The sequence below is a fragment of the Collimonas sp. OK307 genome (assembly GCF_900113705.1).
Lineage (GTDB): Bacteria > Pseudomonadota > Gammaproteobacteria > Burkholderiales > Burkholderiaceae_D > Collimonas.
Map to the genome: position 1 here is coordinate 39,714 of NZ_FOQI01000002.1, position 26,506 is coordinate 66,219.

The 26,506-nt window shown below is 58.2% G+C and carries 21 protein-coding genes; 7 read left to right on the forward strand and 14 right to left on the reverse strand.

All coding sequences use genetic code 11. The features are described from left to right. Positions 1-28 precede the first annotated feature (28 nt). Positions 29-2,233 carry a xanthine dehydrogenase family protein molybdopterin-binding subunit gene (locus BM205_RS03855; RefSeq protein ID WP_092412772.1) on the reverse strand — a complete coding sequence of 735 codons (2,205 nt, stop codon included), beginning with the start codon at positions 2,231-2,233 and terminating at the stop codon, positions 29-31. A 10-nt stretch (positions 2,234-2,243) separates the two neighbouring features. Beyond that, on the reverse strand, positions 2,244-2,702 hold the full coding sequence (locus BM205_RS03860) for a (2Fe-2S)-binding protein (protein ID WP_092412774.1): 459 nt from the start codon (positions 2,700-2,702) through the stop codon (positions 2,244-2,246). Positions 2,703-2,925: 223 nt separating this feature from the next. Here BM205_RS03860 and BM205_RS03865 point away from each other — a divergent pair, with 223 nt between their 5' ends. Further along, positions 2,926-3,465, forward strand: coding sequence for a methylated-DNA--[protein]-cysteine S-methyltransferase (locus tag BM205_RS03865; RefSeq protein ID WP_092412776.1), 540 nt, complete (start codon positions 2,926-2,928; stop codon positions 3,463-3,465). On the opposite strand, the gene BM205_RS03870 is transcribed toward BM205_RS03865, so the two are convergent. Next, entirely contained in the window at positions 3,462-4,646 is a 1,185-nt protein-coding gene (locus BM205_RS03870; RefSeq protein WP_092412778.1) for a geranylgeranyl reductase family protein, read from the reverse strand. The genes BM205_RS03865 and BM205_RS03870 overlap by 4 nt on opposite strands. A gap of 367 nt (positions 4,647-5,013) precedes the next feature. On the opposite strand from BM205_RS03870, the gene BM205_RS03875 reads away from it, so the two are divergent. Both BM205_RS03875 and phnD read left to right on the forward strand, forming a co-directional pair. Next, positions 5,014-6,306, forward strand: coding sequence for an HAD family hydrolase (locus BM205_RS03875; RefSeq protein WP_092413338.1), 1,293 nt, complete (start codon positions 5,014-5,016; stop codon positions 6,304-6,306). Positions 6,307-6,441: 135 nt separating this feature from the next. Further along, positions 6,442-7,440, forward strand: coding sequence for a phosphate/phosphite/phosphonate ABC transporter substrate-binding protein (gene phnD, locus BM205_RS03880; protein ID WP_092412780.1), 999 nt, complete (start codon positions 6,442-6,444; stop codon positions 7,438-7,440). Between the two features lie 45 nt (positions 7,441-7,485). On the opposite strand, the gene BM205_RS03885 is transcribed toward phnD, so the two are convergent. Together BM205_RS03885 and BM205_RS03890 are read right to left on the reverse strand one after the other, a co-directional pair. After that, positions 7,486-8,898 (reverse strand): heavy metal sensor histidine kinase, encoded by a 1,413-nt coding sequence (locus BM205_RS03885; RefSeq protein ID WP_092412782.1) that lies wholly within the window; start codon positions 8,896-8,898, stop codon positions 7,486-7,488. Next, on the reverse strand, positions 8,895-9,575 hold the full coding sequence (locus BM205_RS03890; RefSeq protein ID WP_092412784.1) for a heavy metal response regulator transcription factor: 681 nt from the start codon (positions 9,573-9,575) through the stop codon (positions 8,895-8,897). The genes BM205_RS03885 and BM205_RS03890 overlap by 4 nt, the downstream gene beginning before the upstream one ends. A 153-nt stretch (positions 9,576-9,728) precedes the next feature. Between BM205_RS03890 and BM205_RS03895 the strand changes: the two genes are divergently transcribed. The 3 genes from BM205_RS03895 to BM205_RS03905 are packed head-to-tail and all read left to right on the forward strand — an operon-like array spanning position 9,729 to position 11,821. Beyond that, on the forward strand, positions 9,729-10,352 hold the full coding sequence (locus BM205_RS03895; RefSeq protein WP_092412786.1) for a hypothetical protein: 624 nt from the start codon (positions 9,729-9,731) through the stop codon (positions 10,350-10,352). A 60-nt stretch (positions 10,353-10,412) separates the two neighbouring features. Next, entirely contained in the window at positions 10,413-11,066 is a 654-nt protein-coding gene (locus tag BM205_RS03900) for a cytochrome b/b6 domain-containing protein (protein ID WP_092412788.1), read from the forward strand. Next, on the forward strand, positions 11,063-11,821 hold the full coding sequence (locus BM205_RS03905; RefSeq protein WP_092412790.1) for a molybdopterin-dependent oxidoreductase: 759 nt from the start codon (positions 11,063-11,065) through the stop codon (positions 11,819-11,821). Before BM205_RS03900 ends, BM205_RS03905 begins: the two co-directional genes overlap by 4 nt. A gap of 373 nt (positions 11,822-12,194) precedes the next feature. On the opposite strand, the gene BM205_RS03910 is transcribed toward BM205_RS03905, so the two are convergent. Then, a complete protein-coding gene (locus tag BM205_RS03910) occupies positions 12,195-14,243 on the reverse strand; it encodes a M3 family metallopeptidase (RefSeq protein WP_254783734.1) in 2,049 nt (682 codons plus the stop codon). 100 nt (positions 14,244-14,343) lie between these two features. Then, positions 14,344-14,823 carry a nuclear transport factor 2 family protein gene (locus BM205_RS03915; RefSeq protein ID WP_092412794.1) on the reverse strand — a complete coding sequence of 160 codons (480 nt, stop codon included), beginning with the start codon at positions 14,821-14,823 and terminating at the stop codon, positions 14,344-14,346. A 155-nt stretch (positions 14,824-14,978) separates the two neighbouring features. Here BM205_RS03915 and BM205_RS03920 point away from each other — a divergent pair, with 155 nt between their 5' ends. After that, positions 14,979-16,202: an MFS transporter gene (locus BM205_RS03920; RefSeq protein ID WP_092412796.1), complete on the forward strand. Its 1,224-nt coding sequence runs from the start codon at positions 14,979-14,981 to the stop codon at positions 16,200-16,202. 23 nt (positions 16,203-16,225) lie between these two features. Here BM205_RS03920 and BM205_RS03925 read toward each other — a convergent pair whose 3' ends face one another. The 7 genes from BM205_RS03925 to BM205_RS03955 form a co-directional block, all read right to left on the reverse strand. Further along, positions 16,226-18,991, reverse strand: coding sequence for a nitrate reductase (locus BM205_RS03925; protein ID WP_092412798.1), 2,766 nt, complete (start codon positions 18,989-18,991; stop codon positions 16,226-16,228). Between the two features lie 12 nt (positions 18,992-19,003). Beyond that, positions 19,004-20,251 (reverse strand): NAD(P)/FAD-dependent oxidoreductase, encoded by a 1,248-nt coding sequence (locus tag BM205_RS03930; protein ID WP_092412800.1) that lies wholly within the window; start codon positions 20,249-20,251, stop codon positions 19,004-19,006. A 2-nt stretch (positions 20,252-20,253) separates the two neighbouring features. Next, positions 20,254-20,601, reverse strand: coding sequence for a nitrite reductase small subunit NirD (nirD, locus tag BM205_RS03935; RefSeq protein ID WP_092412802.1), 348 nt, complete (start codon positions 20,599-20,601; stop codon positions 20,254-20,256). Positions 20,602-20,620: 19 nt separating this feature from the next. After that, positions 20,621-23,197, reverse strand: coding sequence for a nitrite reductase large subunit NirB (gene nirB / locus BM205_RS03940; RefSeq protein ID WP_092412804.1), 2,577 nt, complete (start codon positions 23,195-23,197; stop codon positions 20,621-20,623). A gap of 11 nt (positions 23,198-23,208) precedes the next feature. Beyond that, the gene (locus BM205_RS03945; RefSeq protein WP_092412806.1) at positions 23,209-24,534 is read right to left on the reverse strand and encodes an MFS transporter; all 1,326 of its coding nucleotides are present in this window, start codon (positions 24,532-24,534) and stop codon (positions 23,209-23,211) included. Positions 24,535-24,843: 309 nt separating this feature from the next. Beyond that, positions 24,844-25,488 carry a LysE family translocator gene (locus tag BM205_RS03950; RefSeq protein ID WP_092412808.1) on the reverse strand — a complete coding sequence of 215 codons (645 nt, stop codon included), beginning with the start codon at positions 25,486-25,488 and terminating at the stop codon, positions 24,844-24,846. A gap of 82 nt (positions 25,489-25,570) precedes the next feature. Beyond that, positions 25,571-26,425, reverse strand: coding sequence for an NIPSNAP family protein (locus BM205_RS03955; protein WP_092412810.1), 855 nt, complete (start codon positions 26,423-26,425; stop codon positions 25,571-25,573). Between the last annotated feature and the right edge of the window lie 81 nt (positions 26,426-26,506).

A 26,506-nucleotide genomic window follows, 5' to 3' on the forward strand; every position in this document is an offset into this window, starting at 1 on the left:
CCCTCGGGCGCCATTTTTACATTTCAGTTCAAGTCGTTATGGCATCGAACGGCAATTTGCGCAGGCGCTTGCCAGTCAACGCGGCGACAGCGTTAGCAATGGCTGGCGCAATCGGCGGCACCGGTGGTTCGCCAACTCCGGTCGGCGTATCGGCGCTGGGCACCACATAGACATCGACTACCGGGCAACTACCCATATACGCCGGCGTGTAATCGGAAAAATTGGATTGCTGCACGACGCCGTTTTTCAGCGTGATCTGATTGCCGGGCAAGGTTGTTGAGATGCCGAACACCACCCCACCCTGGATTTGCGCTTCGATGGTGCGCGGGTTGATCGCCATATTGCAATGCACGCCCGCCGTCACCCGGTGCACTTGCGGCCGCCCTTCATGCATCGACACTTCCACCACATAGGCAATCGAGGTGTTAAAGCCATGATGCACGGCGACGCCCCAAGCCTGGCCCGCAGGCAATTTGCGCTTGCCGTAGCCGGAGCGCGCCACCGCCAGCTCCAGCGCTTGCATGCTGCGCTTGGCCGATTTGTCGAACAGGCTGGCACGGTACTCGACCGGATCGCGCCCGACCGAACGGGCGATCTCATCGACCAGGGTTTCCATGACAAACCCATTGTGGCTATGACCCACCGAGCGGTACCACAGCACCGGCACGTTGACCTTCATATTGTGCACCGACAGCGCCAGGTTCGGAATCGCGTAGTGCGACTCCGTCACGCCTTCGGTCATGGTGCCGTCGACGCCGTCTTTCACCAGAAACGATTCGAACGGGCTGCCGGTCAATATCGACTGGCCGGCAATCACATGATCCCAGGCCGTGATCTTGCCGTGCGCGTCGTAACCGATGCGCACCCGGTGCACATGCATCGGCCGGTAGTAACCGCTCTTGATATCGTCTTCGCGTGAATACATGATCTTGACCGGCGTGCCGCGCATGACCTTGGCTACATACGCCGCCTCCACCGCATTCTCGGATTCCGGCATGGCGCGCCGGCCAAACGCGCCGCCCGCCATCATGGTGTTGAATTCGACCTTGCCGACAGGGATGCCCAGCACTTTGGCAATCGCCTGCCGGTCCATCGATTGAAACTGCGAACCGGCCCAGACCGTGCAAGCGTCGCCGGTGAAATGCACCGTCATGTTGAGCGGCTCCATCGGCGTGTGCGCCAGATAGGGAAACTCGAAGACGGCGTCGATGATCTTGGGCGATCCGGCTAGCGCCGAGGTATCCGCTTTGATCGCCGGTGTGCCAGGCTTCATCACCGCTTCCCGGTAGGTCGCGAACAACTGTTCCGAACTGACCGCCTCCACCCCATGCGCGTCCCACTCTATGTTCAGCGCGTCGCGCGCTTTCTTGGCGATCCAGTAGCCGTCGGCCACCACCACTACGCTCTGGCCGCCACGAATCCCTGGAATCGTGAATATCTTGCGTACACCGGGGATTGCCTTGGCCGCACTATCGTCGAACTTGGTGATCTTGGCACCCCACGGCACGGCCCGCGCCAGCATCGCCACTTTCATCCCCGGCAGATCGAGATCGATGCCGAATTTCTGCTGGCCGCTAGACTTGGCGAGCGTATCCAGCCGTGGCGTCGCCTTGCCGATGATCGTGAACTGTTTTGGGTCTTTCAACTGCACCTTGTCCGGCACCGGCAACGACATCGCCGCGTTTGCTACCGATCCGTAACTCAATCGCTGGCCGCCCGGGCCGGTGATGACGCCTTTCGCGGTTTTACATTTGGCCGGATCGACCTTCCACTGGCTGGCGGCGGCAGCCACCAACATGCTGCGGGCGCGCGCGCCGACTTCGCGGTATTGCTGGAAACTGTGGGCGATACTGGTGGAGCCGCCGACCATCTGCATGCCGAATGCGGGGTCGCGGAAGATATCTTCGCCTTTGGCCAGTTCGGCCCGCACGTTACTCCAGTCGCAATCCAGCTCCTCCGCCAGCAGCATCGGCAATGCGGTCAGCGTGCCTTGGCCGATATCGACTTTGGATACCTGCACCACCACGCTATTGTCCGGCCCCACCCGCAAGAAAGCATTCGGCTGATAGATTTTGGGGGCGGCAGTCTGAGCCACGGCCACGCGTCCCAAGCCTGGAATGAAGAAACCGAGAACCAGCCCGGCGCCGGTAACGGCAGACGCCTGCAGGAATCTGCGACGCGATTTTTTCAGTGTTGCTGAATTTGAATGTGCCACGCGGAGTTCGGAAGACATGATCGCACTCCTATGCTAAAGATTTAGAGGCATCCAGCACCGCAGCCTTGATCCGCTGGTAAGCGCCGCAGCGACATAGGTTGCCACCCATGGCGGCGACCACTTCAGCCTCGCTCGGATGGCGTTTCTTTTTGAGGAAATCCACGGCCGTCATCACTTGCCCGCTCTGGCAATAACCGCATTGCGGCACGTCATGCTTGATCCAGGCGACTTGCACCGCTTTGCCGACCGGATCGGCGGCGACAGCTTCGATAGTTGTCACCGGCTGTTGCCCGACCGCGGACACGGGATAAGAACAGGAACGCACCGCGTTGCCGCCAACATGCACGGTACATGCACCGCAGGCAGCGATGCCGCAACCGAATTTGCTACCGGTTAGCTTGAGATTTTCGCGCAACACCCACAATAAAGGGGTATCTGGCGCGACATCGACCTCTACTGTAAGACCATTCACCTGAAGGCTAATCATGCGATTTCTCCAAAAGGGTTGCGGCTGGATTCTTACGCTAATTTCTCCGGCTAGTTGCCATATAGCCGTACGGTTGCTTCATTACTTTAGACAGCCAAATATGAAAAAACAAAGACGTGCTCACCTTTACATGGCTATTTACTGAATTTAAAAGCAAGCAACGGAGTGCAGGAAGCCACAGCACACTTTAAACTACGCTCTATTATCTGACGAGATTATCACCATGAATTTATTCCTGCACCGGATCGCATCGCCCATCGGCGTCATCCTGCTGGTCACCGATACCCAGGACCGCGTACGCGCACTGGATTTCGACGATTATGAACCACGCATGCGCAGCTTGCTGACTACCCACTATGGCCATTACAACTTGAGCGATGCTACCACCCCGTCCAGCGCGGAGCCGGCCCTGCAACGTTATTTCGCCGGCGAACTCGATGCGCTGAAAGATATCCAGGTTGCCACCAACGGCACCGATTTCCAGCACCGCGTCTGGGCCGCATTGCGCCAGATTCCGCCAGCCCGGATGACCACTTACGGCAAGCTCGCCTTGCAACTGGGCGAACACAACGGCGCCGCCCGCGCGGTAGGCAGCGCCAACGCCACCAATCCGATCGCCATCATCGTCCCTTGCCATCGGGTAGTAGGCGCGAACGGCAAGTTGACCGGATTTGCCGGTGGCCTGGAGCGCAAGGCCTGGCTGCTAGGCCATGAGCGCGCCGAAGCCGGCGATCCGGAAAGCTTGCGCTTGCCCGGTTTCTAGGACGGATTGCCGCCGCTTTCAGGCGCCTTGCTCGGCAGCAGCCAGCGCGGAAAACCAACTGCAGTTTTGAACAAGCAATGGCGATAACCCATCTGGCCGCTGATCAAGCCGGCGAAATCGTGGTTGATATGCTGATTCAGCACCAGATGCGAGAAAGCCAGTTTCGGAAAACGGTAGATCAGGCGCGCCATCCATGCTGCGGCGCGCAGCTCGGGTAGCAGTTCGCGGCGCAGTAACCGGCTATAGAGTCCTGAATCAGCGACCGATGCGCCAATGCCATCGGCAGCAATCGCCCGGGCAGCGATGGTGGCGCTCTTCAGCGCAAAATAAATCCCCTCGCCAAACAAGGCTTCCGCCAGGCCAGCCGCGTCTCCCAGCAGCCAGACCCGGCCGCGCTGGAACACATTGCGACGATTCTTCAACGGGATGATGTAGCCCTGGTATTCGACCCGCAGCGGTTGCTGCAAGCTGGCGTATGCTGCGGTGAAGCGATCCAGGTGCTGGCGCAATGCGGTGCCGCCGAAAGGTGAGTACACACCAACATTAAAATGATCGCGCTTGGGGAAGATCCAGCCGTAGCCGCGCGGCATGCCGTCGAAATCGAACAGGGCACGCGCGCCGAAGCGCTCCAGCACCCCTTCAGCCGGCCACACCATGGCTTCCAATGCCGGCACGTAAGCCACCAGATCCTTGCCGAACAACTTGTTGCGCACCGCGCTGGCAGCGCCGTCGGCGGCCAGCAGCAAGCGGCAGCGCAAGGTACCCTGGCTGGTCACGACGCTGACGGCGTCGGCGCTTTCCGTCGCATCGATAAATGCGGTTTCGGCGAGAAAGCGCGCGCCTTTGGCGCAGGCACGATCCAGCAATAATTTATCGAATTCGCTGCGAACGACGGTGCAGGCCGCCATCGGTTCAATTTCCTTGATGATGGCGTCGCGATTGCGGTAATTGAGGATGGCGCCGCCGATTTCCTGATGCATCGCCGGACCGAGGTCGAAATCAAGCAAATTCATCGCTTTGCGCGACAAACCGCCGCCACATACCTTGGCGCGCGGAAAAGCCTGCTTGTCGATGATCGTCACCTGCAGACCCTGCTCTGCCAGCAGATAAGCCAGATGAGAGCCGGCCGGCCCGGCGCCGACAATCAATACGTCGGTCATGCCCTCGCCGTCAACGAACATGGCAGCCTCGCGCAGGACCAGATGGCCCGGCTAACTCAACACAATCATTCACACCTGGACTTCCTGACGACTTCATCAGCAGCGCCTCGCAAATAATCACTGGCCACGGCAATCCGTCTTGCGCGGCAGAACCGTCAGCATAGCAAAAAACGGCGATCCCGGTGGCGGCAGACATGCGCCTTGCAGACGCCGGATAGTGCTTTTCTTTTATCCTTTGTATATGTTTCTATTTAGAAACATGTTAGTGTATTCGGCTGCTTACGCCACACATAAAAAAAACGTATGGAACAGGGACATGACACAACACTTCAACAGGCACAGGGAGGCCATATCCATGAAAAACGAAAAAAAATTGGAAGTTAAAACCATGCAGCAAAAACGACGCACGTTGTTAACCGGTGGCCTGACCGGGGGACTGATAGTTGGACTGGCAGCCGCGGCGTTGCCTTCAGAACTGCTGGCCAAGGAAAACAAAGCCGCCGGCCTGACACTAGATCGCGCCAAATGGGGTGAGCGCAATCGTCAGCAAATACAGGCACTGCTGGCGCGCAATGGCAAGAACAGCGCCGGCTACAACCCGAAACGCCGTCCTTACGCCGTATTCGACTGGGATAACACCAGCATCATGAACGATACCGAAGAGGCGTTGCTCATGTATCAGATCAACACCCTGTCGTTCAAGCTGAGCCCTGCGGAAATGGGCGCCATCATTCGCCAGAATGTCCCGGCCGGGCCGTTTGCCGCCAGCTACAAGAACGCCGCCGGCAACGCCGTCGAGCTGGAAGCCATCTGCAGCGACATCGATAGCAACTATCAATACCTGTACGACAACTACGAAAAATTAAAAGGCAGCAAGAAACTGGAAGATATCCGCGAAACCGCCCAGTTCCAGGATTTCCGCGCCAAGCTGTATTACCTGTATGAAGCCGTCAATGAGACCTACGGCGTCAATGTCGGCTATCCCTGGGTAATCTATTTTTTCACCAATATGTCGGTGGCCGAAGTACAGCAGCTGGCCGAGGCTTCCAACGATCACAATCTGGGCCTGGGGTTGGTCAAAACCAAATACACCAGCCCCGCGGCGCTGCCCGGTAAAGCAGGCATCGTCAGCGTGACGCATTTCCACGGGATTCGCTTGTGCACCGAGATTGCGACCTTGATGGATGCGTTCGAGCAAAGCGGCATCGACGTCTATGTCAGCACCGCCTCGCTGGAGGAAGTGGTGGCGGTATTTGCGACGACGCCCAAGTACGGCTACAACGTCAAGCGCGAGCATATACTCGGCCTGCGCCTGGAAACCGCCAACGGCGTGTTCATCAACAAATACAAGACTGGCTGGCCGCTCAACTGGGGACCGGGAAAAACCGAAGTCATCAAGAAGGAACTGGTCGCCAGCAAGGGTTACGGACCGATCTTCGTGGCTGGCGACAGCGATGGCGACTACGACATGCTGCGCGATTTTGCCGACACCCAGCTAGGCATGATCGTCAATCGCATGAAGAAGGGCAAGATCGGCGATCTGTCCAAGCTGGCCGCGGATCAAATCCCGGCCAGGTCGCCGCGTTTCCTGCTGCAAGGCCGCAATGAACTGACTGGCAACTGGATGCCATCGGAAGCCAGCATCAAGTACGGCAAAACCGGCGAAACGCTGCTCGGCTAACGCTCTGCGCACACCGGCTGCCCGCGGGCAGCCGGCTGCTGCACACATTCCTCGCATCGCATTGCTCGACCGTTGCCTCGGCACGGCCGATGTATCCGTTTTCCATCAACATTCGCAATAGTCAGATAGGCATTTATGAAGAGATTACTAAAAACCGTCCTTGTTCTGTGTTCCATGATCGCGTCTTTTGCATTCGCCAAAGATGACGACGCTCCAAGAAAAATCACCATCGGCCTGATCGCCACCACCACCGCGGAAGATACCCAGAAACGCTGGCAGCCGGTGATTGACGATTTCGCCAAATACACAAAAATGGAAGTGCGCACGGTGGTATCCACCAACTACAACGAGATCCTGGCCGGATTGAAATCCAACACCATTCAGGTCGCCTGGCTAAGCAGCAAGATTGCGCTTGCAGCGGTGGAAGATAACCAGTCGACGGTTTTTGCGCAGATGGTAAAGCAAGACGGTTCGCGCGGTTACAACTCGGTACTGATCACGCCCGCGAAGAGCCCGGTCAAATCGTTCGAGGATATCTTGGCCAACAAGGGCGTCTACAGTTTCTATGACGGAGACAAAAGCTCGACCTCAGGCTACCTGGTGCCGGCCTACTATGCCTTCGCCAAGAATAAAGTAGAGCCGGAGCGGTTGTTCAAGACGATTACGGTCGGCAATCACAAGAAAAACCTGCAGGCGGTAATCGACGGCCAGGTCGACGTGGCGACCAACAATACCGAAGAACTGGACAGGCTGAAAATAGAATCGCCAGAGCAATTCAGCAAGCTGCGAGTGATCTGGTCATCTCCTTTGATTCCCAACGATCCGCTGCTGTATCGCAAGGATCTGCCGAACGCTGCCAAAGCCAGAATCGAAGATTTTTTCGTCACCTACGGCAAGTCGAAAAATCCTGCGAGCCAGCCTGACGTACTGCAAAAAATTCTCGGTCTGTCCGGTTTCCAGCATTCCACCGACGCTCAGTTGAAGCCGATCGCCGACCTCACCATGTTTGGCCTGTTGCGCAGCAATATGTATGACGCCAAATTGAGTACGGTGCAAAAGCAGAAGGCTTTCGAAGACATTACCGCTCGCTTCGGAAAATTGAGCATGGCGTTGGAGATGGCGCGTATACGGTAACGCGTCCTGTAGCGGCGCGGCGCGAGTACAGCGTCAGTTACATGCTTAAATGCGTGCCGCGCCGTCCGGGAAATACAAGCTGAAACGAATCAGCCCTTCATGCGAACACACAACATCCGCACTGCCCCCATGCACCAGCATGATGGCGCGCACGATGGCCAGGCCCAGGCCATTCGATTCAGTATATTCGCTGCGTGATTTATCGCCACGGTAAAACCGGTCGAACAGACGATCCAGCTGCTCTCGCGGTATCGGATCGCCCTGGTTTTCCACTTCGACCTGAATCCCTTCTCCCTGCGCCCGACCACTGAGGCGCACCGTACTGCCGGGCAGCGCATAACGCACCGCATTGACTACCAGGTTACTCACGGCGCGGCGCCACATGACCGGGCTGGCTTGCACCTTGCCGCTGGCGTCGACTTCCAGGCGGATACCGCGTTCTTCGGCAACACCTTCAAAATAATCGGCGATCTTATGCAACTCGTCGGCCAATATCAACGGCGTTTTTTCTACCGTCAGACCGGCATGATCGGCATGCGCCAGAAACAGGATGTTTTCGACAATCCGGCTCAGGCGTTGTAATTCTTCCAGGTTCGATTCCAGTACTTGCTGGTATTCGGCGGCGTTACGCACCTTGCCCAAAGTTACCTGGGTCTGTCCCATCAGCGCGCCGATCGGGGTCCTTATCTCGTGCGCCAGATCGGCGGAAAATTGCGACAGATGCTCATAGCCGTAGGCCAGCCGGTCCAGCATCGCATTGAACGAAGCTGCCAGCCGGCGCAGCTCCTGCGGCGCGTCTTCTTCCCGCAGACGTACAGCAATGTTGGTTGGGCTGACTTCAGCGGCGCGCTCCGCCATCGCCTTCAACGGCAGAAAGCCGCGCTTGAGCACCAGGAAGCCTAGCAGCGCCGTCAGCAGCACAGAAGCTGCCGCTGCCGCGATCACTTGCCAATAATAGCGGGCCAGGATATGCGATTCCTGGGTCATCACATGGGCGCCGGTAATCACTACGGTAGTGCCGTCGCTGCCGACCTCGGCCAGTGCCGACACCCAGCGCACGCGAACGCCGTCGGTCCGTTCGCCTGGCGTCAGCGCGCCAAGTTTCAGCGCTTGATTCAGGTTTTGCGGCGTCATCGGCGGCGGTGTCATGTTATCGGGATTAACCCGCACGAATGGTGTTTGCCCCGGATAACCGAACATCAGTACATCCTGCTCGCTGCCCAGCATGGTTTCGAACAGGGCCGGCCGGTCTTCCATCTGCTTGACGTTGTACAGATCGTGCAACAGGCGGCGAAAATGCTCGACCCGGCCGATCAGGGAATAATCGGCGCGCGTTTCCAACGCCTGCCGGGTCGACGAATACAAGTACATGCCGAGGCTGGTCACGATGGCACAGGCGATCAGCGCGAACAGGAAAGTCACGCGTGCCGTCAGCGATTGCCTACGCCAGATATTCATGGATTTTCCGCGAACATGTAACCGATGCTGCGCACCGTGTGTATCAGTTTATGTTCGAAGGGATTATCGATCTTGGCGCGCAGGCGCTTGATAGCGACATCAACCACATTGGTGTCGCTGTCGAAATTCATATCCCACACCTCCGAGGCGATGACAGTGCGCGACAGCGCTTCGCCTTTACGCTTGACCAGCAGATGCAGCAATAGAAATTCCTTGTTAGTGAGAACGATATCGATACCTTGGCGCGTGACCCTGCGGCGCAGCAGATCGAGCTGCAAATCGGCGACCTGGAAGAAATCCAGTTCATGCGTCTCGCGTACTACGCCGCGCCGCAGCAGCGTGCGGATGCGCAGCAGCAGTTCGGTAAAGGAAAAAGGTTTGACCAGATAATCGTCGGCACCCAGTTCCAGGCCCCGGATACGGTCGTTGACGTGATCGCGCGCGGTCAGGAAAATCACCGGCAGATCGCGCTTGGCACGCAAGGCGCCCATGATTTTCCAGCCATCTATGCCGGGCAACATCACATCCAGCACCACCAGGTCATAGGAATTCTCCAGCGCCATGTGCAAGCCGTCGCTACCGTTGCGAACCAGATCGACCGCGTAGCCGGATTCGCGCAAACCTTTTTTGAGGTAGGCGCCGGTCTTGGGATCGTCTTCAATGACGAGGATAGACATGCTGGGCCTGTTGAGTGCTTATGGACTTGAAAACCACCCCATTCTATCAATTCGATAGTCGAGAAGAATGACAATATTGTCATTCGCATGTCACCGATAAGACATTGCCCCGCGCCTAGACTGGACCTCCCAGCAATCACAGAGACCGTTTCCATGAAAACCACACAACTCCTGCACCGGCTTGTTCCTGTATTGGCAGCATCTGCACTCCTGGCCTATGGCAGCATGGCTGCCGCGCAAGCAGCGGCGCCGGTGACCCGGGTCCGCGCCACCATCGACAAGGTGAATGCCGACAATCTCGAAGTCAGCGCCAAGGGCGGCAAGAAAATGACGCTGAAACTGGCTCCCGACCTGACGCTCTTCTCGGTCAGCCACGCAGCGATCGGCGATATCAAATCGGACAGTTTTATCGGCACAGCGGCAGTGCCACTGCCGGACGGCAGCCTGAAGGCGCTGGAAGTGCACGTATTCCCGGCCGGCATGAAGGTTGGCGAGGGTCATTACGCCTGGGATCTCGGCAAGAACAGCAGCATGACCAACGGTACCGTGGGCGATGTGGTGGTGACCAGCGGCCGCACGATCACGGTCAAATATCCTGATGGCGAAAAGAAAATCGTAGTGCCGGCCGATGTTCCTATCGTCAGCCTCAACAAAGGTGACCGCAGCTTGCTGGTGCCGGGCGCGCACGGCGTGTTTTTTGTCAGCAAGGCCGCCGATGGCAGCGACGTTGTCGGCCGCGCCACGGTCGGCGTCAATGGCGTAGTGCCGCCGATGTAATGCAGCATCGCGGGCGGCCCCCCTCCCGCCGCCCGCACCGATTCTTGATAAGGTGTACTCATGGCGAATGCTGACAAACCCCGTACCCGCATCATTCATCCGCTGCTGGTGCGTGTAGCCCACTGGATCAATGCCTTTGCCATCGCCTGCATGGTGATGAGCGGCTGGCAGATCTACAACGCCTCGCCGCTGTTCGGTTTCGATTTTCCCCGATGGGCAACCTTGGGCGGCTGGCTGGGCGGCGCAATTGCCTGGCATCTGGCGGCGATGTGGCTGCTGGTGGTGAACGGCTTGATCTATCTTGGCTACGGTTTGCTGGCGGGTCATTTCCGCCGCCATTTCCTGCCGCTGCGGCCGCGCGACCTGCTGCGCAACGTCAAGGATGCGCTGACTTTCAAGCTGGCGCATCAGCCGGGCATATATAACGCCGTGCAACGCCTGATGTACATCGCCGTGTTGCTGCTCGGCGTGCTGGTGGTGGCGTCCGGCCTGTCGATCTGGAAACCGGTGCAGCTAGACGGCCTGGTTGATCTGTTCGGCGGTTACGATATCGCGCGCCGCGTGCACTTTGTTGCGATGGCAGGCATCGTGGCATTCGTTGCGGTGCATCTGGCGCTGGTGCTGATCGTGCCGAGTACCTTACTGCCAATGCTGACCGGACGGGCGCCTCGCCATTCCCGTGACAAGACCCCGAAACAGGAGCAACAAGCATGACCGAAAAGAAAAATAAGCTGCCGAAAAACAACGAACTCCAGCCTGAGCTGGTGCAGCTGCAGCGCCGCCTTTTCCTGCGTTCCGGCCTGTCGCTGGGTGCATTGTCGCTGCTGTCCGGTTGCAATTTGCAGGACGGCGATCAAGTCGATAAAGTATTGTGGGCCATGTCACGCTGGAACGACCGGGTACAAGGCATGCTGTTCCGCCCCGATCACCTGGCGCCGACTTATCCGGCCAGCATGATTACCAAGCCGTTTCCATTCAACGCTTTCTATGACGTCGACTCGGCCCCGGAAATCGACGGCGATACCTATAAGCTGGAAGTCTCGGGCCTGGTGCGCGACCAACGTAGCTGGAACCTGGCGCAATTGCGGGCATTGCCGCAAGAATCGCAAATCACGCGGCATATCTGTATAGAAGGCTGGAGTGCAATCGGCCAGTGGAGCGGTGTGCCGTTCCGTACTTTCCTGGCCCATATCGGCGCGGATACCACGGCGCGTTATGTCGGCTTCAAGTGTGCAGATCGTTATTATTCAAGCATCGACATGGCCACGGCTCTGCATCCGCAGACGATACTGGCGCTGGACTTCGGACAGTCGCCATTGCCGACTGAATACGGCTATCCGTTGAAGCTGCGGGTGCCGACCAAGCTCGGTTTCAAAAATCCCAAGCACATCGCCGCCATCTTCGTCACCAATGAGAATCCGGGCGGTTATTGGGAAGATCAGGGATATAACTGGTATAGCGGCTCATAAACGAACCTTCATTCACCGCGTCCGGTGCAGCAAGGGCAGGAGCGATGCTGATTCATTAAATGAGGCGGGCTTGTATCTTCATCATCTTGCGCAAGCGTTTTCATGAACGCGGCTAGCGATTTTTCCATGCTAGCGAGCAGATCGGCCGGGGCAGGCGGGCTGGAATTGTTTGGCAGGACGAGTTTCTGGCGGGAGGTCATGGTCGCAGTAAAAAATGCGGCTGCCAGACAAGACGAGGCAGCACTTGTTACCGAGTGTCTCGGTTCAGGCTGGTAACGTCAAACGACAAATTTTCAAGTTTGTATGAGCGGAATTCAAGTAGGGTGGGGCAAAAAATCTTGCCCACCCTACTTCTTTACTCGCGAACGGCTGCTTATGCAATCAAACCGCGTTTAGCCAGCATCGGCTCCACCTTCGGATCGCGGCCGCGGAATGCGCGGAACGCCAGGGCCGGATCTTGTTTGTTGCCAGAGCTGTAGATGTAACGCTGCAAACGTTCGGCAATCTTTGGCTCGAACGGGTCGCCGGCTTCAATGAAGGCATTGTACGCGTCGGCATCCAGCACTTCGGCCCACATGTACACGTAGTAGCCGGCCGCATAATCTGCACCGCTGAACAAATGCTGGAAGTGGGACAGATGATGACGCTGGCCGATGTCTTGCGGCACTCCCAGCAGTTCGCACTGCTGCGCTTCGAAGGCGGCGATGTCCACCTTGCTGCCGTTCGGCAGCGAGTGCAAGGCCATATCGATCAAGGCCGGGCCGGCATACATGATGGTGGCCCAGGCCTGGTCGAACTGGCGCGCGCGCTTCAGCTTTTCCAGTAACGCTGGCGGCATCGCTTCGCCGCTCTGATAATGACGGGCATGGCGCTGCAGCACGACCTCTTCTTCAGCCCAGTTCTCGAAAATCTGCGACGGCAATTCAACGTAATCCTGCAATACCTGGGTGCCTGCCAGGCGCTCGTATTTCACCTGCGACAGCAAGCCGTGCAAGCCGTGGCCGAACTCATGGAACAAGGTGCGGACATCGTCAAAACTCAGCAAGGTCGTTTCCGCCTTGGCGAAATTATTGTTGTTGATGACCACCGGCAGCGTGCCGCCGTTGTGACCGGACTGGCTGCGGAAAATATGCATCCAGGCGCCGCTACGCTTGCTGGCGCGGGCATAGTTATCGCCGATGAACAAACCGATCAATGCGTTGTCGCGATTGCGCACTTCCCACAGGCGCGCATCGGCATGATGCAACGCGACGCCGTGCTGTTCGACGAAGCTGATGCCAAACAGACGTTGGGCGCAATCGAACATGGCGCAGATCATGTTTTCGAGCGCAAAGTAAGGCTTCAACTCGGCGTCGTCGAGATCGTAGCGCGCCTGCCGTACTTTCTCGGCCAGGTAACGCCAGTCCCAGGCTGCGATCGGCGTCGGCTGGCCCAGGCTGCGCGCCATTTCGGTCAGCGCGGCGCGGTCGTCGGCAGCTTTGGCCTTGGCCGGTTCCCAGACCTTGCCGAGCAAAGCCGACACCGCTTCCGGTTTGCCGGCCATGCGGTCGATCAACTGATAGTCGGCGTAAGTCGGATAACCGTGCAACCGTGCCTGTTCCTGACGCAAAGCCATGATTTCAGCGGCTACTGGACGATTATCATGAGCGCCGGCATGGGCGCCGCGCGCTACCCGGCCTTGCCATACCGATTGCCGCAGATCGCGTCGATCGGAAAACGTCAGGAAAGGTTCGGCTAGCGATGGCGACAAGGTAATTACATGGCTGTTTTCCGGCAAGCCGCGTTGTTGCGCTGCCGATTTGGCTGAAGCACGCAGAAAATCAGGCAAGCCCGCCAGCGCGGCTTCGTCTTCCAGTACCAGCGTAAAACTGGATTCGTCGGCCAGCACGTTTTGCGTGAACGCGGTGCTCAAGGCAGCCAATCTTTCGGTCAAGGCGCTGTAGCGCGCCCGCGATTGCGGCGGCAGGTTGGCGCCGGCACGGACGAAATCGAGATGGATGCGCTCCAGCAGGCGCAGTTGTTCCGGATCCAGGTCCAGCTCAGTGCGCTTTGCGTACAGTTCGGCGATCCGTGCAAACAGGCCGGCATGCAGATAGATCGCATTCTTGTGCGCGGCCAGCCGCGGCGCCAGTTCGATCTCGACAGCTTGCAGGGCCGGTGAAGTTTCGCTTGCGGTCAGGTTCTCGAACAGCAGGCTGATGCGGCTGTTAAGGCGACCCGAAGCGTCGAAAGCGGCCAGCGTGTTGGCAAAATTTGGCGCTGCGGATTGCGCGGCAATCGCATCGATTTCAGCCAGGTGCGCAGGCAGCGCAACTGCAAATGCGGCTACGAAATGTTCAGCCCTTACCTGATCGAACGGCGGCAATCCGTAAGGGGTATTCCAGTCTTGCAACAGCGGGTTGATGGCTTGAGCATCTGTCATGGCTAGCATCCGGACTAAAGAAGAGAACGCTATTGTATCGCCGTATGCGAATCTTTAATGCGCCCCGCCAGAGGTAGTTTGTAAGCTCTGATAGCCGGGCTTACAAACCCAGATCACTCAACCCCGGATGATCATCCGGACGCCGCCCAAGAGGCCAGTGGTATTTACGTTCGGATTCTTTAATCGGCAAGTCGTTGATACTGGCATAACGCCGGTGCATCAAACCGTTTTCATCGAACTCCCAATTTTCATTACCGTAGCAGCGAAACCAGTTGCCGGCAGCGTCGTGGCACTCGTAGGCAAAACGCACGGCGATCCGGTTGCCGTCGAAAGCCCACAATTCCTTGATCAGCCGGTACTCCAGTTCGCGTTCCCATTTACGTGTCAGGAATTGCACGATCTGCTCGCGCCCCTGCGGAAATTCTGAGCGATTGCGCCAGATGGTGTCGACCGTGTAGGCCAGCGACACGCGCCGCGGATCGCGGGTATTCCAACCATCCTCCGCCATCCTGACTTTCTGTATCGCAGTCTCCCGGGTGAAGGGCGGGAACGGCGGACGGGCTTCGCTGGTTTGACTCATGGTAAAACTCCTTGGTCGGGTTATGAATAGTAATCACAAAATGCAAATCCTGCTGGCGGCCATGCTGGTGACCATTTGAGCATTTTCGGGCAGCCAAAGCGCCGCATTGAGATAAGGGATAAAGTGTCGGCTTGATTTTTTAAAGGCACTTCAACATGGCAGACTCACAATCCACCAAACTCAGCTCCGGCCTGGTGATCATGATGTCCATCGCAACCGGCGTCGCGGTGGCCAGCAATTATTACGCGCAACCCCTGTTGCACACTATCGCCTCCCGTTTTGGCATTTCCAACGGCAGCGCCGGACTGATCGTCACCGTTGCCCAGCTGGGTTATGCCTTGGGCCTGCTGCTGCTGGTGCCATTGGCAGATATGGTCGAACGCAAGAAACTGATCGTCGTGATGACCTTGCTGTCCGCTTGCGGACTGCTGATCACCGCCACCGCACAAAGCATGGTGTTCGTTTTGCTAGGCACCGCGCTGACCGGTTTGTTTTCAGTAGTGTCGCAAGTACTGGTGCCATTTGCCGCGACGCTGGCGGCGCCGCAAGAGCGCGGCAAAGTGGTTGGGCACGTCATGACTGGCCTGCTGCTGGGTATCTTGCTGGCGCGTACCGTCGCGGGTTACTTGTCGGCGCTGGGCGGCTGGCAGACTGTTTACTGGTTCGGCGCCGCATTGATGATCGTCACCGCGATAGTGCTCGGGCGCGCATTGCCGCGCCATCACCAGGAACAGCATCTCAACTATCCGCGCTTGCTGGCATCGATCTTGACCTTGTTCCTGGAAGAACCGGTATTGCGCACCCGCGCCTTGATAGGCGGGATCATCTTCGCCGTATTCAGCGTGCTCTGGACTTCGATCTCTTTCCTGCTGGCGGCTGCGCCTTTCAATTATTCCGACGGCACCATCGGCTTGTTCGGACTGGTCGGCGCCGCCGGCGCCCTCGCTGCTTCGCATGCCGGACGGTTGGCCGATCGCGGCCATGCCGCGCGTTCCACTACCGTAGGCCTGGGCCTGCTTCTGTTGTCGTGGCTGCCGCTGGTGTTTGCAAAGAGCTCGTTGCCAGGCCTGATCGTTGGCATCTTGCTGCTGGACCTGATGGTGCAGGCGATACACGTTACCAATCTCAGTGTCATCAATCATCTGCACCCGGAATCCAGGAACCGGCTGACTGCCGGCTACATGACTTGCTACTTCGTCGGCGGTGCTTGCGGATCCGTGCTGTCGACCTCGATGTACGGCTATGCCGGCTGGATTGGAGTATCGATGACAGGTGCGGGCTTGAGTGCAGCCGGGCTGATTCTCTGGTGGCTACTGGGCCGCAATGAGAAGGCAACCCACGTCACGCCAGGTTCGATTGGCGACGCCAGCCATCACTAATCACAGATTACCGAGACCCGCGTTCATGCGTCTTCTTCGACTAATATTTCCGACAACAGTTTTTTAATCTCCGGAACGCATGAGCCGCAATTGCCGCCCGCCTTCAGGCAAGTGGTTACCTGCGCCACGGTAGTCAAGCCCTGCTTGCGCACCGCATCGCAAATGGTATTGCGTCCGACCGAAAAACAGGAGCACACCGTGGCCCCGGTATCGGCGCCCTTCTCAATCGGCTGGCCGATCAGCAGGCCGACCCGATCGGCATCTTCCAGCTGTTCCTTGACGAACAAGCTCGCCAGCCAGGCACGCGATGGTAAATCCGGGCGCGGCGACAGGAACACGCAAGCATCGATACGGTCATCGACCACATGCACGGCGCGATAGATGCCGGCGCTGGCATCTTCATATTCCAGCCAGTCGGCATCGGCAGCATCTACTCCGAGCAGTTTGGCCGCCCAGGCGCCACGATCGGCGATCGGACTGCGACCAGCCAGTTCGTAGCGATTAAAGCGGCGGCCCTGGATCCGCGTCCAATGCGTGACATCATCCAATGCCGGTTGGCTGCGGCTCAACACGAAACCGTACCAGGCCACCCTGAACTCTTCGACTCGCACCGGCGTGTGTTTGAACTCCGGCTCACCTGAAACCGGATCGACCACCGGATTGACCAAGGCTCCAACCCGCGCATCTGATGCCGATTGTCCGTTCCAGTGAATCGGCACGAAAATGCTGCCGCGGGTGATGCCGCCGCCGTGCTGCACCCTGGCCACCATTGCTCCCCAGCGCGTCGAAATGCGCGCCAGCATGCCTTCGCGCACGCCGTACGACAGGGCATCTTGCGGATGCATGTCGACGAAGGATTCCGGTACATGATCGGCCAGCTTGGGCGACTTGCCGGTGCGCGTCATGGTATGCCACTGATCACGCACGCGGCCGGTATTGAGACTCAGCGGATATTCGCTGTCGGGTGCGTGCCGCGGCGCCCGTGGCGTAGTGGCGATAAAGCGCGCCTTGCCGTCGGCATGGGCAAAACGGCCGTCGGCAAACAAGCGCGCCGTACCCTGCTTTTCACCTGACGATGTGGTGACGATAGGCCATTGCACCGGTTGCAAAGCATCGAATCCGGCTTGACCAAGAGCGCTTAGGCCGGTCAGATTGAACAGCCGGCGCTGGCCGTAGGCATCGCCGTTACGGAAGGCGCTCAAGCGGGTATGCTCGTCGAACACCTGGTGTGCCGCGCTGAAATCGAAACCCGCATAGCCCATGCGTTGCGCCACCTGGCACAGAATCTGCCAATCGGCACGGGTCTCGCCCGGCGCGCTCAGGAAAGCGCGCTGGCGCGAAATACGACGTTCCGAACTGGTGACCGTGCCATCCTTCTCGCCCCAACCCATGGCTGGCAACAAGATGTGCGCAAAGGCGTTGGTGTCGGTTTTTTCAATAATATCGGACACCACCACCAGTTCGCATTTAGCCAATGCCCGCTGGACCTGGTCGGCATCTGGCAAGCTGACCACAGGATTGGTGGCGATGATCCAAACCGCCTTGACGCGGCCGGCTTCGATCGCCTGGAACAGGTCTACCGCTTTCAAGCCGGGCCGGTCCGCCATACGCGGCGCCTGCCAGAAATCCTGCACCGTTTCGCGATGACGGGGATTGTCCAGATCCATATGCGCCGCCAGCATGTTCGCCATGCCGCCCACTTCACGGCCGCCCATGGCATTTGGCTGACCTGTGATCGAAAACGGACCCATACCCGGCTTGCCGATGCGTCCGGTCAGCAAATGGCAATTGATGATGCTGTTGACCTTGTCGGTGCCGGACGACGATTGATTGACGCCCTGCGAGAAAGCGGTCACAACTTTTTGATTCGCGGCAAACCATTCATAGAAGGTCTGCAAATCCAGCAGGTCTAACTTGCAAGCTTTAGCCACCGCGGCCAGGTCGGCGCAATCGACTTCGGCTACTTCAAGCGCTGCAGCCAGGCCATTGGTGTGCGCCTCAACAAAACCGGTGTCAGCGGCATCGTGGCGCACCAGGAAACTGAGCAAGCCGTTGAATAGCCAGACATCGCTGCCAGCCTTCAACGGCAGATGCAAATCGGCTAGTTCGCAAGTTGCCGTGCGGCGCGGATCGATCACCACCAGCTTCATCTGCGGCCGCGTCTCCTTGATCTTGGCGATGCGCTGAAACAGGATCGGGTGGCACCATGCAGTGTTGGAGCCTACCAGCACCACCAGATCTGCCAACTCCAGATCTTCGTAGCAAACCGGCACCAGATCGGCGCCGAATGCGCGCTTATGGCCAGCGACGGCGGACGACATGCACAGGCGTGAATTGGTATCGATGTTAGCGCTGCCGATGTAACCCTTCATCAGCTTGTTGGCGATGTAATAATCTTCCGTCAGCAGCTGGCCCGAGACATACAGCGCGACAGCGTCAGGCCCGTGCCGGTCTATGATTGTACGGAAACCTTGTGCGACTTTATCCAGCGCTGCATCCCAGGACACGCGTTGCAATGAGGATTGATCACCATCCTGCACCCGCATTTGCGGATGCAACAAACGCCCGTCCAGATCGACGGTTTCGCCCAATGCTGAACCTTTGACGCACAACCGGCCGGCGTTCGATGCGTGAGTTTCATCGCCGGCGATATCAACCTGGCCGTCGCTGCGCAACGTGGCGCGCACACCGCAACCGACGCCACAGTAAGGGCAGGTAGTCTGTGTGCCGCCCTGCTTGCTGACAAGCTGGCTGGCTGCTACCAAGGGAAAAGTCGAGGCCGAATTCATGTACGCTCCCGATCAGGCGGCCTGGGCGCATAGCGCCTGGCCGAACAGCAATTGGCTACGCAACGCAGAAATATCGGTACGGTTCTGGATCATCTCGAAATACCATGGACCATCCTTGACGTCTCCATACAGCACCGCGCCGACGATATGCGGTCCGTTGATCACCAGCCGTTTATAGATGCCACGACGCGGGTCGCGCAACACCAGGTCTTCGCTGCCCTCGCCGCCGATGAAATCACCAGCGGAATACAGGTCGACCCCGGTGACTTTGAGTTTGGTGGCGGTAGCTTGCTGCACATAACGCCGATGACCGGCGCCGGCCAGATGGGCGCCGCATACCCGCGCCTGCTCCCAGATCGGCGCCACCAGCCCGAAGGTCGCCATGCGGTGCTGCACACATTCGCCCACTGCATAGATGCGCGGATCGTAGGTTTGCAAAGTATCGTCGACCACAATCGCGCGTTCGCAATGCAGGCCGGCTTGCTGCGCCAGTTCAATATTGGGGCGCACGCCAGCGGTCATGACTACCAGGTCGGCAGGGATCTCCGTACCATCCTTGAAGCGCACCGCGGTGACTTGCCCGGCGCCGACGATTTCAGCAGTTTGAGCGTTCAGTAAAAAGCGCAGGCCTTTTTGTTCCAAAGCCTTCTTCAACAAGATTGCTGCAGACTTGTCGAGTTGCCTTTCCATTAAACTGTCCATCACATGCACCACGGTGACATCCATGCCTTGCCGCATCAAGCCGTTAGCGGCTTCCAGGCCAAGCAGGCCGCCACCGATGACCACCGCATGGCGATGATTGCGTGCCGCTGTCAACATGGTTTCCACATCCTGCACATCACGGAAAGCGATCACGCCGGGTAGTTGATGGCCCGGTACCGGGATGATGAACGGCTTGGAGCCAGTCGCCAGCAGCAGCCGGTCATAACGCAATTCGACACCGCCGCGCGAACGCACAATGCGGCGATGCCGATCTATGCTCACCACCGGATCACCCGCGTGCAGCGTAATGCCGTGCTGCCGATACCACTCAGGCGTATTGAGCATGATGTCGTCCATGCTCTTGTCGCCCGCCAGCAGCGGCGATAGCAGGATACGGTTGTAATTGCCGTGCGGTTCGGCGCCAAACACCGTGATGTCATACAGGTCCGGCGCCAGCTTGAGCAGCTCTTCCACCGTGCGCATGCCGGCCATGCCATTGCCGATCACCACCAGCGTTGGCTTTTTGGCGGTCGATGGCGCGGCGGTGGCGGTTTTCATGTTCATACGCCTACCCAGACCTTGCCTTCGCTGATGCGGGCCGGATAGGCGCTCACCGAATGTTCCGGTGCTTCCAGGCATTCCCCGGTTTGCAAATCGAAATGGTGCTTGTAGATAGGCGAAGCGACCACGATGCGTTCCCCGAGGCTGCCCACCAGGCCACGCGACAGCACCGCCGCCTCGGCGTTCGGATCGTAATTGCCGATGGCGAACACACGATGTTCGCCATCGATCACATGGAATACGGCAACCTGCTCGCCGTTGACCAATGCACAGACGCCAGTATTCGGTACGATGTCGTCCAGCGGACAAACTGCAATCCAGTTGCTGCTTTGGTGGTCATGATGCATGGCAGTTCCCTTGGTTCCATTAAGCGGTTTCAACAACAATCGGAATATTGATGCGCTTGCGTTCAACTATCGTGGCCGGACGAATCTGGCCGCGCTCTTCCACGAACACCACATTGCTGTCGGCCTGGTCGCTATTGACGAAATGCTGGAAGCGCTTGCGCGTTTCGGCGTCGGTCACGGCGTGTTTCCATTCGCATTCATAAGTATCGACCACATGCTGCATGTCGGCTTCCAGTTCTGCCGCGATGTTCAGCTTGTCGTCCACCACTACCTGCTTCAGGTAATCGAGACCGCCTTCCAGGTTGTCGCGCCAGACGCTAGTGCGTTGCAGGCGATCGGCGGTGCGGATGTAGAACATCAGGAAACGGTCGATGGTCTTGATCAAGGTCGCTTTATCGAGATCTGACACCAGCAGTTCGGCGTGGCGCGGCTTCATGCCGCCGTTGCCGCACACGTATAGGTTCCAGCCTTTTTCGGTGGCAATGATGCCTACATCCTTACCCTGCGCTTCAGCGCATTCGCGAGTGCAGCCGGAGACGCCGAACTTGATCTTGTGCGGCGCCCGTAAACCCTTGTAGCGGTTTTCCAGTTCAATTGCCAGGCCGACGCTGTCGTCGACGCCGTAACGGCACCAGGTAGATCCTACACAGGATTTGACGGTGCGCAAGGATTTGCCGTAGGCGTGGCCGGATTCAAACCCGGCCGCGATCAGCTCTTCCCAGATCAGCGGCAATTGTTCAACCCGAGCGCCAAACAAGTCGACCCGCTGGCCGCCGGTGATTTTGGTATACAGGCCGTATTTCTTGGCAACCTGGCCGACTGCAATCAAGCCGTCCGGCGTGACTTCGCCACCGGCCATGCGCGGCACGACTGAATAGGTGCCGTCTTTCTGGATATTGCCGAGAAAGTAATCGTTAGAATCCTGCAGGCTGGCGTGTTCTTTCTTCAGCACGAAATCATTCCAGCAGGAGGCCAGGATGCTGGCCGCCACCGGTTTGCAGATATCGCAACCGAGACCCTTGCCATGCTGTTCCAGCAGGGCGCCGAAAGTCTTGATCTTGCCGACTTTCACCAGATGGAACAACTCTTGGCGCGAATAAGAAAAATGCTCGCAGACATGGTTGTTAACCGCCATGCCCTGCTTCTTCATCTCAGCCTTCATGATCTGCGTCACCAGCGCCACGCAGCCACCGCACGAGGTACCGGCCTTGGTGCAGGTTTTCAGAGCGCCGATACTGGTGGCGCCGCCGCTCACTGCGGCGCACAAGTCACCTTTCGACACGTTATTGCACGAACAGATCTGGGCCGTCTCCGGTAACGCGTCTACCCCAAGTCCTACCCGTGCCTGGCCGTCGGCTTGCGGCAGGATCAGGAACTCGGGCGATGCCGGCAACTCGATACGGTTGAGCATCATCTGCAGCAGCGTGCCGTATTCGCTGGCGTCACCCACCATCACCCCGCCCAGCAGGTATTTGCCGCATTCCGACACCACGATTTTCTTGTAAATCTGCTTGCGCTCGTCCGTGAACTGATAGGAGCGGCTACCGGCTTCCTTGCCGTGCGGGTCGCCGATGCTGGCGACGTCGACACCCATCAGCTTGAGCTTGGTGCTCATGTCGGCGCCGGTGAATTCCGGCGTGGCCACACTGACGCTGGCATCGGTCACGGGCTCTGCCAGCATATGTTTCGCGGCGATGCGCGCCATGTCATAGCCCGGCGCTACCAGCCCGAATATCTTGCCATTCCACAGGGCGCATTCGCCAATCGCATAGATGTCCGGATCGGAGCTACGGCAACTGTTATCGATCACGATGCCGCCACGGTCGCCAACTTTGAGTCCGCTATCACGTGCCAGTTCGTCACGCGGACGGATGCCGGCCGAGAACACGATCATGTCGGTATCGAGATGGCTGCCATCGTCGAAATTCATGCGATGCGTGCCGGTTTTGCCGTCGACGATCTCCAATGTGTTTTTTTGCGTATGCGCTGTAACGCCCAGCTCTTCGATTTTCTGGCGCAGGATGCGGCCGCCGCTTTCATCTACTTGCACCGCCATCAGGCGTGGCGCGAACTCGACCACGTGCGTTTCCAGCTTCATGTCACGCAACGCCTTGGCACACTCCAGTCCCAGCAAGCCGCCGCCGATCACCACGCCGCTGCGAGAGCGTTTGCCGCACTCCAGCATCGCTTCCAGATCTTCGATGGTGCGATACACGAAACAATCCTTGCGCTGGTTACCGGCCAGTGTCGGTACAAACGGATAAGAGCCGGTAGCAATCACCAGCTTGTCGTAAGCCAGCGTTTCAATCTCGCCGTTGATATTGAACGTAACAGTCCTGGCCGCGCTGTCGATCAACTGTGCCTTGGCGTTCAGCTTCAGTTCAATATGATGGTTACCTTCGAAAAAGCCGGGCGCCACCAGCGACAAGTCTTGCGCCGATTTACCGGCAAAGAATTCCGACAGATGGACACGATCGTAAGCCGGGCGCGGTTCTTCGCACAGCACCGTGACTTCGATGCCCGGCGTACCTGCATCCGCCAGGCACTCCAGGAATTTATGACCGACCATGCCGTGACCGATAACGATGATTTTCATGGTGTCTTCCTTTAAACGCTCAGGCTTCGTGATGCCAATGCACTGTTGTGCAATTCTTGTTCCTGCGCCTTGTGCTCCGGACTGAAACGTACGGCGATGGCGCACAATGCCGAGATCGACACCAGCACGCCCAACATGGTCAGCGTCTGCTGGGTATCGCCCAGGCCTTTCATCAGGAAACCGGCCGCCACCGCACCGACATTACCGCCGGCGCCGATGATGCCGGCCACGCCGCCGAGCGACTTGCGATCGATAAAGGGCACCAGCGCATAGGTCGCGCCGCAAGCCATGTGCGTAAATAAACCGAACGTCAGCATCGCCACCACTGCCAGAGCAACGCTGCCGGCATGGGCAAACCACAGCAAACCCAATCCTTCGCCAAGCATCAGCACAAACAGCAAGACTGCGCGGCTATCCAGGTTGCCGCGCAATGCAACCTGGTCTGACAGCCAGCCACCCAGTGCGCGCGCAAACAGGGCCAGCAAACCGAAACTGGCCGCTGCCATGCCCGCGCCTTTCAGCGACAAGCCGAAATGATCGACGTAATAAATGGCAGCGATGTTGTGAATGAAAATCTCGACACCGAAACAGGCGCCGTAAGTAACGAACAGCAGCCACACCCGGTAGTTGGCGCTGGCGGCGCGAAAACTGGCCCAGCCGCCCTTTTTTCCACCCTCGATAGCCACGCCGCGGGCGCGCAAATCTGCGTAATTGCCTTGCGGGCAATCTTGCGTATAACGCCAGTACAGCGCCGCCATGATCAACATGAACACGCCCGGCACCAGCAACGCCAGGCGCCAGCCCAGTGTCTCGCTGACACCCAGCATCAGCAAAGCTGCCACCAGCAACGGCATCAAGGCTTGCGCCGCGCCGCCGCCGGCATTGCCCCAACCGGCCGAAGCGGCGTTGGCGGTGCCGACTACGTTAGAGGCGAACATGACCGAGGTGTGATACTGCGTGATGACAAAACTCGCGCCGACCGCACCGATACACAGGCGGAAGAACAGGAAACTCTCATAACTCTGCACCATGGCCACGCCGAACACCGGCAGCGCACCTATCAGCAGCAACCCTGTGTAGGTTTTGCGCGGGCCGTAACGGTCGCACAACGGACCGACCAGCAAGCGCACCAATATCGTCACCGCCACCGCGGCGATATTGATATTGGCGATTTGCGCCATGCTCAATCCGAGTTGCCCCTTGATCATCGGCATCAGCGGCGCGCAGGCAAACCACGCGAAGAAACAGACGAAGAACGCCATCCAGGTCAGGTGAAAGGCGCGCATCTGCGGTGTACGCAGGCTGAAGAGTTTGATGCTGGTCGCTTTGTTTTCCATTTTTGGTCTCTAAAAACAAAAAGGCGTCCTCTCGACCCAACCACAAAGTGGTCGAGCCAAGAGGACGCCGTTGTCCAACAGATCCATCGTTGGACCTGCATCAGAAAGGGTAGGATCTTCGTTGATCCTGTGACCTGATCTAATGCAAACGCCGTGCCACCAATCTAAGCACTTGATTTTAAACGATTTATTTGTTTTCCTGGTAAAGAGAAAGGGTGTCCACTGCGCCTTTCCAGCGCGCTGCACGGGATTCCTGCTTGAAAATGGTGCGCTGCAATCTATTTCGGTGCATCAGTCATCTGGCGTTATCTAGATCGCCTGCCAACCCTCGATTCCGGTGAATATCCCGGCAGCAATCAATAGCCCGCCGACCGCGCGGGCGGTGATGAGACTGCCGCACGGGTTGGTATCGAACCAGCGGCGGGTGCGGCTGGACAAAATGGCAATGACTCCGTACACGCCAGCCTGGGTCAGCGCGGTGATGATCCACAGTACCAGCGCCTGGCTCCAGATCGGGCCGGCATCGATTTTCAGGAATTGCGGGAAGATCGCCAGCATGAAGACGTAGGCTTTCGGATTAAGCAAGCTGGTCAGCATGCCTTGGTAAAAGGTGGTCGCAGGTGCCTTGGCTACCGTCTGCCCCGAAGTCGACGCAAAGTGAAAGCCGCTCTCGCTGCGCAACAGCGACCAGCCGATCCAGGCGATGTAGGCAGCGCCAGCCAGCAACACAAGATTGAACAAACTAGGCCAAAGCTTAAGTACCACCGCCAGACCCAGCGCACCCATGGTCATATGGCAGACACCGCCGGCGACGATTCCAGCCACCGCCGCCAGACCGGAGCGTCGGCCGCCGACCAACGCACTCGCCAGGACGAAAGCCATATCCAGCCCAGGCAACACGATGACGCCAAAGACAATCATGAAATAAAGCCAAAGATTGACGGATTGATGCATTTTAATTTCTCCTGATACTGTGACTAGGAATCGGTAACAAGCTCGAACAAAAATTTGAACCACTGCTTCCGGGTGGCCTCGACTATTCCGCCAGCCAGCGCAGGCGCGAGCGCATGGCCGGATCGAGGATCACCAGCTCCGGCGCCGACCTGAGTAAGCCGTCGGCTGCCAGTTCCCTGGCAGCGCGATCGGCCAGAGGATAAAACTTGCTTTCCAACTGCGGGTCATCCTTCGCAATCCCCAGCCACACCAGGTAAAGACCACCGGTCCTGACTGGCAACTGCGGGAAATTATTCTTCGTATCGAGCGTCACCAGCAACCCCGCCTGGCGTACGCCGGCAGCCTGGTAACCGGCGAAAATCGATGCTGCCTGGCGCGCAAACAACTCGACATCGTCGGCCTTGGGCGCAAAGATTTGCGCTACCACCACGCCCTGCGCACCCTGTGTTTCGCACACCGGATCAACTGCCCGTAATGTGCTGACGCCACTGTTCTGGTGCAACGGCCGTAGCAGCATCACGTTATCGCTGTCGACGATCAGGTCGTTCAATGTGGTCCGATGCTCCTTCCATACCGGTCCGTAGTAGAAAGCGCTGTTGACGATGGCGCGAGCGTCCATGTCCTTGAAGCCGCGCAGCCAGGTAAACGCATTTGGATTCTTGCGTTCAAAGAACTGGCCGAGGGCCAGCGCGCCGAGTTGCTGGAAGGCTTCCGGAAAAAAACTTTCGAAATAGGTGGCGAAATTGGCCCGGCCGCCGTCCTTGATCTGATATCGACGGAATTCGATCACCTGGAAATTGTTGAGATGACTGATGTTTTGCATGGCGTGTTGCTCATTGGCTAAAGAAGCAGGTGAAGGTGGAGTTGCGGGACATTGTGCAAATGTCGCCGCGAACATTGCAAAAAGCAGGAAAATCCCGGCGATGAAGCTGTGCATGGTCGTCCTCCTGCTCACGGTTGGTTTACATTTTTTGTTGCTGAAATCGAAGATAAAGGCTATTTAGGACATAATTCGTCC

Bases quoted from the DNA above. Each gene is read 5' to 3' on its own strand.
- BM205_RS03925 (WP_092412798.1), bottom strand. From the start codon at position 18,991: ATGAATTCGGCCTCGACTTTTCCCTTGGTAGCAGCCAGCCAGCTTGTC.
- BM205_RS03955 (WP_092412810.1), bottom strand. From the start codon at position 26,425: ATGCACAGCTTCATCGCCGGGATTTTCCTGCTTTTTGCAATGTTCGCG.
- BM205_RS03950 (WP_092412808.1), bottom strand. From the start codon at position 25,488: ATGCATCAATCCGTCAATCTTTGGCTTTATTTCATGATTGTCTTTGGC.
- BM205_RS03875 (WP_092413338.1), top strand. From the start codon at position 5,014: ATGCAGCAAAAACGACGCACGTTGTTAACCGGTGGCCTGACCGGGGGA.
- nirB (WP_092412804.1), bottom strand. From the start codon at position 23,197: ATGAAAATCATCGTTATCGGTCACGGCATGGTCGGTCATAAATTCCTG.
- BM205_RS03915 (WP_092412794.1), bottom strand. From the start codon at position 14,823: ATGAGTCAAACCAGCGAAGCCCGTCCGCCGTTCCCGCCCTTCACCCGG.
- BM205_RS03930 (WP_092412800.1), bottom strand. From the start codon at position 20,251: ATGAAAACCGCCACCGCCGCGCCATCGACCGCCAAAAAGCCAACGCTG.
- BM205_RS03870 (WP_092412778.1), bottom strand. From the start codon at position 4,646: ATGTTCGTTGACGGCGAGGGCATGACCGACGTATTGATTGTCGGCGCC.
- BM205_RS03860 (WP_092412774.1), bottom strand. From the start codon at position 2,702: ATGATTAGCCTTCAGGTGAATGGTCTTACAGTAGAGGTCGATGTCGCG.
- BM205_RS03900 (WP_092412788.1), top strand. From the start codon at position 10,413: ATGGCGAATGCTGACAAACCCCGTACCCGCATCATTCATCCGCTGCTG.
- BM205_RS03890 (WP_092412784.1), bottom strand. From the start codon at position 9,575: ATGTCTATCCTCGTCATTGAAGACGATCCCAAGACCGGCGCCTACCTC.
- BM205_RS03905 (WP_092412790.1), top strand. From the start codon at position 11,063: ATGACCGAAAAGAAAAATAAGCTGCCGAAAAACAACGAACTCCAGCCT.
- BM205_RS03855 (WP_092412772.1), bottom strand. From the start codon at position 2,233: ATGTCTTCCGAACTCCGCGTGGCACATTCAAATTCAGCAACACTGAAA.
- BM205_RS03945 (WP_092412806.1), bottom strand. From the start codon at position 24,534: ATGGAAAACAAAGCGACCAGCATCAAACTCTTCAGCCTGCGTACACCG.
- BM205_RS03910 (WP_254783734.1), bottom strand. From the start codon at position 14,243: ATGACAGATGCTCAAGCCATCAACCCGCTGTTGCAAGACTGGAATACC.
- BM205_RS03885 (WP_092412782.1), bottom strand. From the start codon at position 8,898: ATGAATATCTGGCGTAGGCAATCGCTGACGGCACGCGTGACTTTCCTG.
- BM205_RS03865 (WP_092412776.1), top strand. From the start codon at position 2,926: ATGAATTTATTCCTGCACCGGATCGCATCGCCCATCGGCGTCATCCTG.
- BM205_RS03920 (WP_092412796.1), top strand. From the start codon at position 14,979: ATGGCAGACTCACAATCCACCAAACTCAGCTCCGGCCTGGTGATCATG.
- phnD (WP_092412780.1), top strand. From the start codon at position 6,442: ATGAAGAGATTACTAAAAACCGTCCTTGTTCTGTGTTCCATGATCGCG.
- BM205_RS03895 (WP_092412786.1), top strand. From the start codon at position 9,729: ATGAAAACCACACAACTCCTGCACCGGCTTGTTCCTGTATTGGCAGCA.
- nirD (WP_092412802.1), bottom strand. From the start codon at position 20,601: ATGCATCATGACCACCAAAGCAGCAACTGGATTGCAGTTTGTCCGCTG.